The following is a 13,754-nucleotide window of genomic DNA, read 5'->3' as shown; positions in this document are numbered from 1 at the left end:
ACGTCCAACTTGTACGGCTTTGTTACTATTCCTTCAGGTATTATTGTTGAAGAGGAATCCGCACATCAATGCGGACACGAACCATATCTCGAGGAATCCAGATGCCGCGTCACCCGAACAAGCTCAAACTCACTGCTGCCATCCTGTCCGGCGCTTTCATGGTAGCAGGGCTGTCCGCCTGCGGTCGCTCCACGCAGTCGACCGAACAGCTGCTGACCGATGCCAAACAGTACCAGCAAAAGGGTGACCTGAAGTCGGCGATGATCCAGCTCAAGAATGCCGTCGAAAAGAGCCCGGAAAACGGCGAAGCGCGCATCGAGCTGGGCAGCCTGGAACTCGGCATGGGCGATTTCGCCTCGGCCGAAAAGGAATTCCGTAAAGCCCGCTCGGCCGGTATCGCGGCCGACCGCGTGCTGCCCCTGCTGAGCAAGGCGATGTCGCAGCAAGGCAAATTCAAGGAAATCCTCGACGACGTCACGCCGGAGGCGGCCGCCAAGTCGGCGCCGCTGCTGGCGCTGCGCGGCGAAGCGCTGCTGGCAACCGGCAAGCTCGACGAGGCCAAGCAGGCGTTCGACCAGGCCCTGGCGCTGAACGCCAATTCGGGCGATGCGCTGCTCGGCCTGGCGCGCTATGCCATCGCCAAGCACGACAGGGATGCCGCCACACACTATATCGATGAGGCGGTGGCCAAGGACCCCAAGAATCCGGATGTCTTCATGGCGCGCGGCACCATGCTGCGCACCCAGGGCAAGGCCGACGAGGCGATCGCCGCCTTCGATCAGGCGCTGGCGTTGAATCCGCACCATCGTACCGCGCATATCGAAAAGGCGTACATCGACATCACCCGCGGCAAGTTCCCGGATGCAAAAACGGAAATCGATGCCGCCGAGAAGAATGCTCCGGGCAATTTGCTCGTGACGTACACCCGTGCGCTGTACGAATTCTCGCAGGGTAAATACCAGGCCGCCCAGGATGCCCTGCAACGCGTGCTGAAAGTCGCCCCCGACCACATGCCCAGCATCCTGCTGACCGGTGCATCCGAACTGAATCTCGGCTCCCTGCAACAGGCCGACCAGCACCTGCGTAAATATCTGGAAAGCAATCCAGACGACGTCTATGCCCGCAAGCTGCTGGCCCAGGTCCAGCTCAGGAGCGCCCAGCCGGCCGATGCGGCCGCCACGCTGGCACCGGCCCTCAAGAGCGCGGCGGACGATCCGCAGGTCCTGGCGCTGGCCGGTGAAACCTATATGCAGGTACATGACTTCAACAAAGCCAGTGCCTACCTGGAAAAAGCCGCCGTGCTGGCGCCCAAGGCGGCCGGCTTGCGCACTTCGCTCGGCCTGTCCAAGCTGGCCCAGGGCGACCAGGCACGCGGCCTTTCCGAACTGGAAATGGCCACCGAGCTCGATCCGAAATCGGCGCACGCGACGATGGCGCTGGTCCAGACAGAAGTCAGCCTCAAGCACTACGACAAGGCCCTGGCCGCCATCGACGCCCTCGAAAAGCAACAGCCCGACAATCCCCAGGTGCTGACGCTGAAAGGTGCGGTCAACATGGTGAGGGGCGATGTTCCCGCCGCCCGCGCCGCGCTCGACAAGGCCGTGGCCATACAGCCGACCTTCATTCCGGCCGTGCAGAACCTGGCGCGCCTGGACCTCGTCGAAAAGAAACCCGACGCCGCCAAGCAGCGCTACGAAAAAGTCCTGCAGAAGGAACCGAACAACGCCGACGCCATGCGCGCCCTGGGTGAACTGGCGATGATGCAGAATCATGCCGCCGAGGCGACGACGTGGTTCGAGAAAGCCAGCAATTCGAATCCGAATTCGGTGGTCCCCGCGATCACGCTCGGCCGGCACTACCTGCGTACGGGACAGCCGCAAAAAGCGCTGACCCTGGCACGCAAGTTCCAGACCGCCAACCCGACCAATCCCGAGCTGGTGGAACTGCTGGGCCAGGCCCAGATCGCCAACAAGGACACGGCCGGGGCGCTGGAAACCTACAGCAAGCTGGTGAACCTGGTGCCGAAATCGGCCGCGCCGCACCTGCGCCTGGCCGGTGTGCACATGCTGATGCAGAACAATAATGCCGCGGTCGAGGACCTCAAGCGCGCCGTCGACCTGCAGCCGGACCTGATCGCCGCCCGCCTGGCCCAGGTCGAGCTGGCCATGCGCATGGGCCACGCGGACGAGGCCCTGGCCTTTGCCCGCGAGATCCAGAAGACCAACGCCAAGTCGCCCGTCGGCTACGCGACCGAAGGCGACGTGCTGATGGCGCAGAAGAAGCCGGCGCAAGCGCTGCCGGCCTACGACAAGGCATTGACGCTCGACAAGGCGCCGCAAATCTTCGTGAAATCCCTGCAGGCCATGACGCTGGCCGGCAAAGGCAAGGAAGCGCAGGCACGCGCGGCCCAGTGGCTCAAGGAACACCCGGATGACGTCCTGACCGGCATGTACGTGTCCGAGAACAGCCTGGCCGCCAAGGATTACAAGGCGGCGATCGCGCGCCTGGAAGACGTCGTCAAGCGCATCCCGAACAACGCGGCCGCACTGAACAACCTGGCCTACGCTTACCAACAAGAAAAAGATCCGCGTGCCCTGCCGACTGCCGAGCAGGCGTACAAGCTGGCGGACAACAACCCCGGCATCATGGACACGCTGGGCTGGCTGCTGGTCGAGCAAGGCAATACGAGCCGCGGCGTGCCGCTGCTGCAGAAGGCCAGCGGCCTGGCGCCGAACTCGTCGGAAGTGCGCTACCACCTGGCGGTGGGCCTGAGCAAATCCGGCGACAAGGCGGGCGCGCGCAAGGAGCTCGACAAGCTTCTGGCGACCGATAAATCGTTCGCCCAGGCAGATGAAGCGCGCGCATTGCTAAAGGCTTTGTAAGAAGCTAATATACATTAATAAATAAATAATAATCCGTGCCCGGCAGCGCCAGGGCCGGGGTCCGGAACTTCCGTCCGCCGCACGCGGGCGTTTTTAAACAATTGGGGAATCCTGCGATGACGACTTTCGACGATTTCAAGGATCCAGAGGGTAGTTCGGCCGCATCCCTATCGGACGCTCATGATTTCAGCGATCGCGATAATATGACGCCCTCGCAATATGAGGATGTCATCGTGAACCACGATTCGTATGGAATCCGGCTTACCGATACTGCGGACGGGCGAAATTCGGCAAGTATGCTGATCAACAAGATGTATGCCTGGCGTGGTTACTCCGGCACGCACCAATTCAGCGACGACCCGAATCGCATTACCCTCACCGCCACCGACAAGGGCGACGTGGTCGGTACGCTCACGATCGGTATCGACTCGCCGATCGGCCTGATGGCAGACCAGATCTTCAAGGAGGAGCTGGACGCACACCGCAACTATGGCGCGCGCCTGTGCGAGTTCACGAAGCTGGCGTTCGACCCATCGGTACGTTCGAAGACTTCGCTGGCCAACCTGTTTCACCTGGCTGTGATCTACGCCCGCGACATCCACCAATGTACGGATATCGTCATCGAAGTGAACCCGCGCCATCGCCGTTTTTACGAACGCATGCTCGGTTTCCAGCAGGAGGGCGAACTGAAAATCAACCCGCGCGTCGAGGCACCGGCCTACCTGTTGCGGGTAAATCTGGAATTTGTAACGGAACAGATCCAGAAATTCGGCGGCACATTCAGCGCCGATAACAACGTGTCCGAACGTTCGTTTTATCCCTATTTCTTCTCGCCGCGCGAAGAACGAGGCATCATCAATCGCCTCCTGCGCATGGACGAACAGCACGCATAAAAGGGCTGTGCGTTGCAGATCACGTCGCCGCGGCCCTTTTATCGATAAAACCGTTTTTCCTCATCAATGACAAATCCGTTCCGCTATGAACAGGCGTTTTCGCGCAATATCGGCTGGGTGACGCCGGCAGAACAGCAGACCCTGCGCGGCAAGCGCGTCGCCATCGCCGGCGGCGGCGGGGTCGGGGGCGTACACCTGCTGACCCTGGCGCGCCTGGGCGTGACAAAATTTCATATCGCCGATTTCGACACCTTCGACATCGTCAACTTCAACCGCCAGGTCGGCGCCATGATGTCGACGGTCGGCCAGCCCAAGGCCGAGGTCCTGGCCCGCATGGCCAAGGACATCAATCCCGAAATCGACATCAATATCTTTCCTGATGGCGTCAACCAGGGCAATCTCGATCAATTCCTGGACGGTGTCGACCTGTACGTCGACGCGCTCGACTTCTTTGCCTTCGACGCCCGCCAGCAGACGTTCGCCGCCTGCGCCCGCCTCGGCATCCCGGCCACGACGGCCGCGCCGCTGGGCATGGGCGCCGCCCTGCTGAACTTCATGCCGGGGCAGATGACGTTCGAGGAGTATTTCCAGTGGGGCGAACTGCCCGAACTGGACAAGGCGATCCGCTTCGTCGTCGGCCTCGCGCCGGCCGGCCTGCATCGTCCCTATCTCGTGGTGCCGGACGCCGTCAACTTCGTGGAGCGCCGCGGTCCGTCGACCTTCATGGCGTGCCAGTTGTGCGCCGGCATCGTCGCCACCGAGGCGCTCAAGATCCTGCTCGGACGCGGAAAGGTCCTGGCCGCACCGCACGGCGTGCAGTTCGATGCCTATCGCAACAAGCTGGCCCATACCTGGCGCCCGGGCGGCAACGGCAATCCGCTGCACCGGCTGATGATCGCCGTCGGCAAGCGCCAGATGACACGCCAGCTGGCAGGGAAAGCGGTACAGGCATGAACCTCCCGCAGACGATCCACGACATCCTCGACCTGGCACGCTGGGCGCCGAGCGGCGACAACACCCAGGTCTGGCGTTTCGAAGTGCTCGGCCCCGACCACGTCGCCGTGCACTTTTACGACACGCGCGAGGATACCGTGTACGACTTCCGCGGCCGCCCGAGCCAGCTGTCGCACGGCACCCTGCTGGAAACGATGGCGATCGCCGCCACCGCCCACGGCCTGCGCACCGAGATCACCCGGCGTCCGGACGATCAGGATCACCTGCCCGTGTTCGACGTGCGTTTCGTGCAGGATGCGGCAGTAACGCCGAGTCCGCTCATCGCCGCGATCACGACCCGCAGCGTGCAGCGCCGCGCGATGAGCACGCGCGCCCTGCTGCCCGAGGAAAAACGCGCCCTCGAAGATGCCGTCGGCGACGGCTACGACGTGCGCTGGATCGAAGGCTTCGGCGGCAAGATGGCCGCCGCGCGCCTGATGTTTTCGAACGCCAAGCTGCGCCTGACCATGCCGGAAGCCTACGAGGTGCATCGCCGCATCATCCACTGGAACGCGCGCCACAGCCCCGACCGCGTGCCCGACCAGGCCCTGGGCGTCGACGCCGCCACCTTGCGCCTGATGAAATGGGCGATGGTCAGCTGGGGCCGCCTGTCCACGATGAACCGCCTGATGGGCACCTGGGCGCCGCGCCTGCAGATGGACCTCGTGCCGGGTCTGCGCTGCGCTGCGCACTTCGTCATCATGGCCAAACGCGCGCCGGAGACCGTCGAGGACCACGTCGCCGCCGGCCGCGCCGTGCAGCGCTTCTGGCTCACGCTCACCCACCTGGGGCTGGCCATGCAGCCCGAGATGACGCCCCTGATCTTTTCCGCCTACGTGCAGCACGGCGAATCGTTCTCGACCGTCGAGAAACTGCATGGCGCGGCGCGGCAATTGCAGCAGCGCCTGCACAAGCTGATCGGCACCGGCAACGGTCATCCGGTCTTCATGGGCCGCCTCGGCGCCGGTCCCGCACCCCAGGCCCGTTCGCTGCGCAAGCCGCTCGAAGAACTGATGAAATAAACCGGCGGCGCGGGCCTTCCCGCACCGCCGGCGTCGTTCGCCCGGCACGTTCCCGCAACCCTTTCACGATCAACGCCCCTATGGAACGTATCAAAATCCTGTTCTTTGCGGAAGCCGTGACGCTGGCCCACGTCGGACGTCCCATCGCGCTCGCGCAATCCCTCGATCCGGCACGCTTCGACGTGCATTTCGCCTGCGCCGAAGGCTATGACTTCTGTTTCAACGGGACGCAATTCACCCGCTGGACCATCCACAGCATTCCCAGCCAGCAATTCCTCGACGCGCTCGCGGGCGGAAAGCCGGTGTACAACACGGCGACCCTCACCGGCTACGTGGAAGATGACCTGCGCGTGCTGGACGCGGTCCGCCCCGACATCGTCGTCGGCGACTTCCGCCTGTCGCTGTCCGTCAGCGCGCGGCTGCGCCGGATTCCGTACGTGTCGCTGATGAACGCGTACTGGAGCCCGTACGTCGTGCAGCATTACGCCGTGCCGCACATCCCGCTGACGCGCCTCCTGCCGATCCGCATCGCGAATGCGATCTTCCGCATGGCGCGTCCGGTCGCCTTCGCCTCGCATTCCGTCCCGCTCAACCGCGTGCGCCGCAAATATGGGCTGCCCTCGCTGGGCGCCGACCTGCGCAAGGTGTACACGGATGCGGACTACAGCATGTACGCCGACGTCCCCGACCTGTTCCCGCCAAAAAGCCTGCCGCAGCAGCATGCGTACATCGGCCCCATCATCTGGGCGCCGCCGCTGGCCAAGCCCGAGTGGTGGGACAGGGTGCCGGAAGACAAACCCATCGTCTACGTCACGCTCGGCAGTTCCGGCCAGGGCCGCCTGCTGCCGCTCGTGCTGGAAGCGCTGGCGCCGCTGCCGGTGACGGTCATCGCGGCCACGGCCGGGACGATCGACGTGGCGAGCGCGCCGGCGAACGCGTTCGTCGCGCCCTACCTGCCGGGCGACCTGGCGGCGCAGCGCGCCAGGCTGGTCGTGTGCAACGGCGGCAGTCCGACCAGCCAGCAGGCCCTGGCCGCCGGCGTGCCGGTGCTGGGCGTCGCCGGCAATCTCGACCAATTCCTGAACATGAGCGGCGTCATCAAGGCCGGCGCCGGTGCGCTGCTGCGCGCCGATCGCTTCCGCGCCAAGAAACTGACGCGCCAGGTGCGCGCGATGCTCGACGATCCGGCCATGACGGCCGCGGCGCGGCGCGTGGCCGATGCGTTCGCCGCTTATCCGGCGCCGCAACGCATGGCCGCCTTTCTGGAAGGCGTGCGTGCTTTCCACCGGTTTGCGCCGGCGCACAGGGTGGGCGACGACAGCGCTGCGCTGTCCAACGTCGATTAATTGGCTGTCGGAATTTTTTACACCGCGCGTCTGGCGACTTACGATTTCTCTTGTTTTACTGCTTAAGTCCTTGATTCTAAACAGAGCAAAGTGATCTGGCATGGGGATTGCTTTAGTGTAGGTATAAGCCCGCAATTACAACGGGCTACTCCCCCGACAAATTTAACCAGCAGATTACTTGGAGCCAATATGAAGAAGTCGTTTCGCAAGCTGATCCCGGTCGCAGCCGCCCTTGGTTTCGCACTCGCCGCGTCGTCGGCACAAGCTTTCACCCTGAAGGATGGCACCAATGTCCTGGCATCGGATGCCACGACCCTGGACTGGAACACGACCGGTAGCGGTGTTGCGAAAGGCGTCGGCCCGTTCGGCTCGCCGCTGAGCGTTGGCCAGAGCTTCCAGTTCCTGTACCAGTCGAACCTGGCCAGCATCGACGGCAACACGACGAACACGTTCGACTCGGGCCTGGACTTCAACGCCAACGGCACCAAAGGCGCCGGCAAGGCCTTCGAATTCACGATCGTCGCCAAGCTGACCGAAAAAGTCACGAGCCTGGCAGGCACGACCGCTACCTTCGGTCTGGGCGGCACCGCTGCCGACAACAAAGTCGCGATCTACTACGACACCGCCGCCAACGCCTCGACCACCGGCGGCACCGGTTTCGACGACGGCCAGCTGATCGCCCTGCTGACCATCGTGCCGACCAACACCCAGTCGACCTTCACGATCGCTGGCGCCGGCGGCCAGGGTTCGACCAAGCTGAACGCAGACATCGTCCAGGCTGGCGACTTCATCGACCCGGCCTACCTGCAAGGCGTGACGCACCTGCTGTTCGGCATCAACTTCGAATCGAACCTGAACTTCCCGGCTGGCAACTCGGCTACGCTGAACTTCCAGAAAGGCGGCAGCGCCCTGTTCCCGGATTACACCGTTGACACCGCGCACGACATCGTCTTCAAGGTCGACGGTTCGAACACCTTCGCCCTGCCGGAACCGGGCACCATGATGCTGCTGGGCATGGGCATGCTGGGTCTGGTCGGCGCACAGCGTCGTCGTCGCGCTCCGAAGGCCTAATCCGCCTTTCGGACCGGCCTCATGAAAAAACCGCGGTTTCGACCGCGGTTTTTTTATTGCCGTTTCACTTGCCTTCGGGCGGCTTGAACATCTTGCCGACTTCGCGGATGACCATCGCGTGCGGCGCCAGCCCGGCAAACACGCGCTGCTTGTACGTCCCCTTGGCCGCGTTCACGACGGGCACGTCGCGCTCCAGTCCCGCCAGCGATGCCCGCACGACGTCGGCCGGCGCATCGCGCTCGACGAGGGCGCTCTCGTAGGCGCCGGCCTTGGCGTCGAACTCGGTGGCCGTCGGGCCCGGCACGAGCGTCTGCACGAGGATCCCGCGCTCCTTCCACTCCCCATGCAGCGCCTGGCTGAAGCTCTGCACGAAGGCTTTGCTGGCCGCGTACACAGCCATGTACGGCACCGGCTGGTAGGCCGCGGCCGACGAGACATTGATCACGGCACTGCTCGGGAACGAGGACAGATGGTCGAAGAAGCGGCGGCACGTCGCGACGAGCGCGGTCGTGTTGAGCGTGTTGAGTTCGTCGTAGACGCTCGCATCGGTCGCCTCGAACCGTCCCCAGCGCCCTGCCCCAGCGTTATTGCACAGCAGACGCACGCGGATGCCCGCGCCGTCGAGTTCCGCACGGATGCGCGCCACGGCGGCCGGATCGGCCAGGTCGGCCACGATGGCCCGCGCCTCGACGCCGTACTCCGTCTGCAACGCCTTGACGACGGCCAGCAGCCTCTCTTCGCGCCGCGCCACGAGCACCAGCCGCATGCCGGCCTGCGCCAGCTGGCGGGCGAATTCCTCGCCGATGCCGGACGACGCGCCAGTCACCAGCGCCCAATGGCCTTTTAAGTCGGAAAGCCGCATGGGCGATCTCCTTGTCGATGAATGATGAATAAATAAAGCCGCATCAGGCCTGCGCCAGCAGGTGATCCGCTACGCGCAGGGCGTTCGCCGCGATCGTCAGGCTCGGGTTGGTGCCGCCGGACGACGGGAAGAACGAGCTGTCGACGACGTACAGGTTGGCGAGCCCGTGCGCGCGGTTATTGCGGTCGAGCACGCTCTGCGCGGGATCGTCGCCGAACCGGCATGTGCCGCACACGTGGGCGATGCGCTGGTTGTTCTCGGCCTGCTTGATCAGTTTGACGCTGTAGCCCGCGAGCACCGCGCGCATCCGCGCGCGAAACGCCGCGATGCGCGCGCGGTCGGCGTCGCGCACGCGGTATTCGATGGCCAGGCGGGCGTTCTCCGCGTCGTCGCGCGCCGGTTCGACGCGGTTGTCGGCATACGGGAAATCCTCGAGCGTCGCTGCCAGGATCATGCGCCGATGCACGAGACCGTCGAGCACCGGCATGACGAACGGCTTGGCCAGCTTGAACAGCGGCGCCACCCACGGCAGCGGTCCCTGGCGCAGGTCGTCGGCCACGGAGGCCGCCAGGGTGGCCGCCGGCGGCAGGCGGCCGAAGGACTGCACGGAGCCGAGTTTCTGTCCGTCCAACAAATAAAAATCGTTGAAGGCGAGCTCTTTTTGGCGATTGTCGAACTCACCCTTGAGTTTCGGCTCGACCAGGTAGAGGTCGATGTGGTGGCGCATCAGGTATTTGCCGACGAGGCCGGACGCGTTCGCGAGGCCTTGCGGCCACGCGCCGGACGCCGAGCCGAGCAGGATGCGCGGCGTCTCGAGGGCGCCGGCGGCCAGCACCACGATGGGCGCGCGCACGGTGAAGCGCGTGCCGCGTCGTTCGCACACGACGCCCGTCACGCGGCTGCGGTCGGCTTCCAGCGCCACGACCTCGCAATCGTCGAGCAGGCGGGCGCCGTGGTCGCGCAAGGCCGGTTGCAGGCAGATCCGGCCGGCGTCGTTCTTGCAGGCGCGGCCGCACAGATAACCCTGGCAACCGCTGCAGCCGTCGACGAATTCGCAGGCCAGCGGCAACCGGTACGGATGCAGGCCGCGGCCTTCGAACAAGCCGAACAGTTCCGCGGACCCCGGCGTCAACGGTGGAGACGGCAGCAGGTGCTCGCGCGGCCCGTCCGCGCGCAGCGGGTCCGCCGTGCCGCGCACCCGGAACAATTGCTCGGCCTTGTCGTAGTACGGTGCCAGCTCGTCGTAGGCGACGGGCCAGCGCGGCGGCAGATCGGCGCCGGGCGGCGCTTGATAGTGGTCGGCGACGGCGAAATCGGATGGGAAGAAGCGTTCCAGCGCCATGCCGTACAGCGCACTCGAACCGCCCGCCCCGGAACCGATGAAGGGCACGAAGCGCTGGGTGCGCGGACCCGAGCGGTCGACGATCTGGTCCGGATAGCGGCCGGCGCGCGCGAGGATGTCCCGGTGCGCCGGCTGCGGGACTTCCGGCCGCGGGAAGTCGTCCTCGGCGTAGCGGCCGACGAGGTCCGGGTGGGCCGCGCCCTTTTCGAGGAACAGCACGCGGCGGCCGGCGCGCGCCAGCGCGTAACCGAGCGTGGCGCCCCCCATGCCGGTGCCGACGACGACGGCGTCCCAGTCCTGGTCGATATCAAACGGTTCCGACATATTCCCCCGGCAGTGGCCGCTCCAGTTGGGGTCGCCGGGCGCGCCTAAAAGGTTCAGGCCGCCTGCGACTCGTCATGCTTCGTGATAAACGCTTTATGAAACAGATGCCGCGCCAGCAGCAGCGGCGGCATGCGCAGCCAGTTCCCGCGCACGTACAGCGCAAAGCGCGCCAGGCTGCTGAACGTACCCTCGCAGCTCACATGCAGCGGCAGCAGCGCGCGCCCGAACAACCGGTCCATCAGCCACAACAGGACCGGATTCGGCCCCGCCGGGGCCACGGCCGCCTGCACCGCCGGCGGCACGGCCGTGCCGAGCAGGCGCGGGCAATAGCGTAACGCATAGAACAGCGGCCGCCCCAGCTCGAGTTCGCGCGCGCGCGCCGGCAGCGCGTCCCAGAACCCGGGCTGCGCGCCGAATTCCCGCAGCAGCCGGTGCATGTCGACGAGGTCGCGCAAGCCCTTGTCGAATTCGCCGTCGAAGAACAGGTGCACGGCGCTGTGCAGCACCATGTCGGCCGGGGCCAGCGTGGCCAGGCCGGGCGCACCGGCGATCGGCCTGGCCGCGGCGCGCAGCTTGTCCGGGTCGGGGCGCACCGGCGCCGTCTCCGGCAGGATCGCGTGGTGCACGTCGATCGAGTTGCCGCGCCGCGCGTGCTGCATCGGCGGCAGCTCGTGCATCCATTCACGATAGTAACGCTGGTCGTAGGTATCGTGGTGGGTGGTGATCCAGCCGTGCATCATGAGGGCCGCCTCGACCTCGGGCAGGCGCGTCTTGGGCACGAGGATGTCGATGTCGGAAAACAGCCGTCCGCGGCCCGCGTCCAGGCCGGCCATCGCATACGCGGCGCCCTTGAGCAGGATCAGCGGCAATCCCAGATCCGCCAGCGCCCGGCCGATCTGGCGGACTTCGTAGCGCGCGGCCCGGGCATGGCCGGATGCGCCCGCGCGCGTCCACTCCAGGTGCGCGCGCGGCGCGGCGGGAACCGTGTCGAGCAGGCCGGCATCTTCCAGCAGCACGAGCAGGAACGCATCGAGGTTGGCGGCGTCGGCCTGGCGCAGCAGCAAGTCCCAGCCGGCCGCGTCCAGGCCGCGCACGACGGCCGGATCGCGCAGCACGCGCACCAGTACCGGCAGGCGCGTCATGCCGTCCCCAGCGCCAGGCGTTCGAACAGCGCCATCGCGTCGGGCAGGCTGCTGTAGCGGAACGTGTACGCGTCGCTGGCGTCGATCAGCCGGCCGAGCGCCATGAAACCGCGCGCGCCGAGCACCTGGTAATTGAAGCTGTTGTCGGCCACCTGCATGAAGGCGCGCGCTTTCGGCAGCGGTTCCAATGCGACGGCGGCGCCGGCCTCCCAGCGCGGGAACACGATGCAGGCCGGCCGGGCCGGTTCCAGGGCACGGGCGATGCTGTCCCGCGGCGCCTTCAGGTGGGCGATCGTCCCCTTGGTGGTTTCTTCCACGGGACGGCTCAGCACGGCGTCGGGACGGAAGGCGCGGATGATGTCGATCGAGGCATTCTTGAGGCTGACGGGGCGCGGCAGCGGCACGAGCACGCCGTCGTCGAGGTGCACGAGGGTCATCTCGTCCGACAGCAGCCGCCAGCCGTGTCCCAGCAGGGCGGCCGTCAGGGTGCTCTTGCCGGAGCCGGGCGGCGCCGGCAGGATGATCGCGCGGCCATGTTTTTCGAGCACGGCCGCGTGGATGATCAGATAGCCGTGGGCGCGGTGCGAGACGCACCAGTTCATCGTCCATTCCAGCATCGGATACGCTTGCCCCAGCGGCAGCGGCTGGAACGGCGTCGTGCCGTCATAGGCAAAATGCACCTGGGAACGATACCAGCGGCGCAGGCCGCCCGAGCGCCGCAAATCGAGGTGGAAGTCGACGAAGCCGCCGTCCGGCTCGACCGGATAATCGGCATACATCAGCGCGAGACTGTCGATCAATGGCGGGACGTCGCTGCGGATGCGGTTGGCGAAGGGGCCCGTACGCAACACGAGGCCGTCGCCGGACAGGCGCGCCCGCAGTTCGGCGCGCGACAGCGAACCGACCGTCAGCATGGTTCGATCAGGTCCAGCCCGGCCAGCGCGGCCAGCATGTCGTCGATCAGGGACACGAGGTCGTCGTCGCCGGCATCGAAGCGTTCGGCCAGGCGGCCGGCCAGCGTGGCGGCATCGGCGGGTTCGTCGCGCAAGGCGAGCAGCAGGTCGAGCGCGGCGCCATCCAGCAGGTGGGTACTGCCCGACAAGTCGTTGTACAGCACGGCTTCCCCATCCCATTCCCGGCAGGCCAGCGCCTGCCCAGGCGTCAAACGCCACATGCGTGTCGCCGCCCGTCAGTCGTGAATCGAGCTGAGGTAGTTAGCGACCTGGGCATTGTCCCAGTACACGCCGGCGGTCGGGCTGTAGCGGCCCGTGGTCTGCAGCTCGCTCCACATGGTCTGCAGGTCGGTGAGTTCGATGAAGTCGATGTACTTCGCCTGCAGGTTGAGGTAAGCCGCCACCAGGTGCATGCCGACATTGTTGTTGTCGAAGTCCTGCGGGTTCAGCATGTCCGCCAGCTTGGCGCAGTAGTACGAGCCCGGCTTGTAGCAGTCGCCGTTCTTGTACGAATCGGCCCGGACCGGGCAGGCCGTGCCGTTGCCCACCGCGTAGAACACGCTGGTGAACATCAGGTCGCGCGACACCGGCCATGCATGTTGCGGCTGCTTCCAGTAGCCCGGCGATAATCCATTGCAGGCAGGCGCCTTGCCGTTCGCGTAATGGCTGGCGGCCAGGCCGTTCGACAGCGAGCCCGAAGGCGCCCGACAGACCATCGACGCCATCGCCGACTTGCTTTCCAGCGTCGCGAGAACCCCGGCGCCCATGCCGATTTTGGCCAGGCGACGACGGGCCGCCCCGCGTTGAGTCAAGGACGGCGCCGTTTCAATCTTGTCGTTATTTTGATTTTCGGTAGCCACGTGCGTTCCCCAAAATGTTGTCGCGCTCACTGAGGGCGACCAGTACCTGAACAAGCAAGTTTTG

The 13,754-nt window shown here is 65.7% G+C and carries 12 protein-coding genes; 6 read left to right on the top strand and 6 right to left on the bottom strand.

The features are described 5' to 3' along the window. Positions 1 to 101: 101 nt before the first annotated feature. The 6 genes from prsT to ACEN9Q_RS26630 all read left to right on the top strand — a co-directional run bounded on the left by prsT (position 102) and on the right by ACEN9Q_RS26630 (position 8,207). A complete protein-coding gene (prsT, locus tag ACEN9Q_RS26655) occupies positions 102 to 2,882 on the top strand; it encodes an XrtA/PEP-CTERM system TPR-repeat protein PrsT (protein WP_495626617.1) in 2,781 nt (926 codons plus the stop codon). A 116-nt stretch (positions 2,883 to 2,998) separates the two neighbouring features. Continuing rightward, positions 2,999 to 3,775: an N-acyl amino acid synthase FeeM domain-containing protein gene (locus ACEN9Q_RS26650; RefSeq protein WP_229412768.1), complete on the top strand. Its 777-nt coding sequence runs from the start codon at positions 2,999 to 3,001 to the stop codon at positions 3,773 to 3,775. 66 nt (positions 3,776 to 3,841) lie between these two features. Continuing rightward, positions 3,842 to 4,729: a ThiF family adenylyltransferase gene (locus ACEN9Q_RS26645; RefSeq protein WP_495626616.1), complete on the top strand. Its 888-nt coding sequence runs from the start codon at positions 3,842 to 3,844 to the stop codon at positions 4,727 to 4,729. Then, the gene (locus tag ACEN9Q_RS26640; protein WP_495626615.1) at positions 4,726 to 5,790 is read left to right on the top strand and encodes a nitroreductase family protein; all 1,065 of its coding nucleotides are present in this window, start codon (positions 4,726 to 4,728) and stop codon (positions 5,788 to 5,790) included. The genes ACEN9Q_RS26645 and ACEN9Q_RS26640 overlap by 4 nt, the downstream gene beginning before the upstream one ends. 80 nt (positions 5,791 to 5,870) lie before the next feature. After that, a complete protein-coding gene (locus ACEN9Q_RS26635; protein ID WP_495626614.1) occupies positions 5,871 to 7,136 on the top strand; it encodes a glycosyltransferase in 1,266 nt (421 codons plus the stop codon). Between the two features lie 189 nt (positions 7,137 to 7,325). Further along, entirely contained in the window at positions 7,326 to 8,207 is an 882-nt protein-coding gene (locus tag ACEN9Q_RS26630) for a PEP-CTERM sorting domain-containing protein (RefSeq protein ID WP_495626613.1), read from the top strand. A 64-nt stretch (positions 8,208 to 8,271) separates the two neighbouring features. On the opposite strand, the gene ACEN9Q_RS26625 is transcribed toward ACEN9Q_RS26630, so the two are convergent. The 6 genes from ACEN9Q_RS26625 to ACEN9Q_RS26600 are packed head-to-tail and all read right to left on the bottom strand — an operon-like array spanning position 8,272 to position 13,597. Continuing rightward, positions 8,272 to 9,069, bottom strand: coding sequence for an SDR family NAD(P)-dependent oxidoreductase (locus ACEN9Q_RS26625; RefSeq protein ID WP_495626612.1), 798 nt, complete (start codon positions 9,067 to 9,069; stop codon positions 8,272 to 8,274). Between the two features lie 43 nt (positions 9,070 to 9,112). Continuing rightward, positions 9,113 to 10,735 (bottom strand): GMC oxidoreductase, encoded by a 1,623-nt coding sequence (locus tag ACEN9Q_RS26620; RefSeq protein ID WP_495626611.1) that lies wholly within the window; start codon positions 10,733 to 10,735, stop codon positions 9,113 to 9,115. A 53-nt stretch (positions 10,736 to 10,788) separates the two neighbouring features. Further along, entirely contained in the window at positions 10,789 to 11,877 is a 1,089-nt protein-coding gene (locus tag ACEN9Q_RS26615; RefSeq protein ID WP_495626610.1) for a nucleotidyltransferase domain-containing protein, read from the bottom strand. Continuing rightward, entirely contained in the window at positions 11,874 to 12,791 is a 918-nt protein-coding gene (locus ACEN9Q_RS26610; protein ID WP_056445037.1) for an HprK-related kinase A, read from the bottom strand. Before ACEN9Q_RS26610 ends, ACEN9Q_RS26615 begins: the two co-directional genes overlap by 4 nt. Then, a complete protein-coding gene (locus ACEN9Q_RS26605; RefSeq protein ID WP_056445041.1) occupies positions 12,785 to 13,051 on the bottom strand; it encodes an HPr-rel-A system PqqD family peptide chaperone in 267 nt (88 codons plus the stop codon). The genes ACEN9Q_RS26610 and ACEN9Q_RS26605 overlap by 7 nt, the downstream gene beginning before the upstream one ends. 15 nt (positions 13,052 to 13,066) lie before the next feature. Then, positions 13,067 to 13,597, bottom strand: a complete 531-nt coding sequence (locus tag ACEN9Q_RS26600; protein WP_495626609.1) for a hypothetical protein — start codon at positions 13,595 to 13,597, stop codon at positions 13,067 to 13,069. Positions 13,598 to 13,754 lie beyond the last annotated feature (157 nt).

This window comes from Massilia sp. Masssp93, from assembly GCF_059491295.1.
Note: the sequence above shows the minus strand (reverse complement) of the source record. Positions and strands in the feature narration are given on the sequence as shown.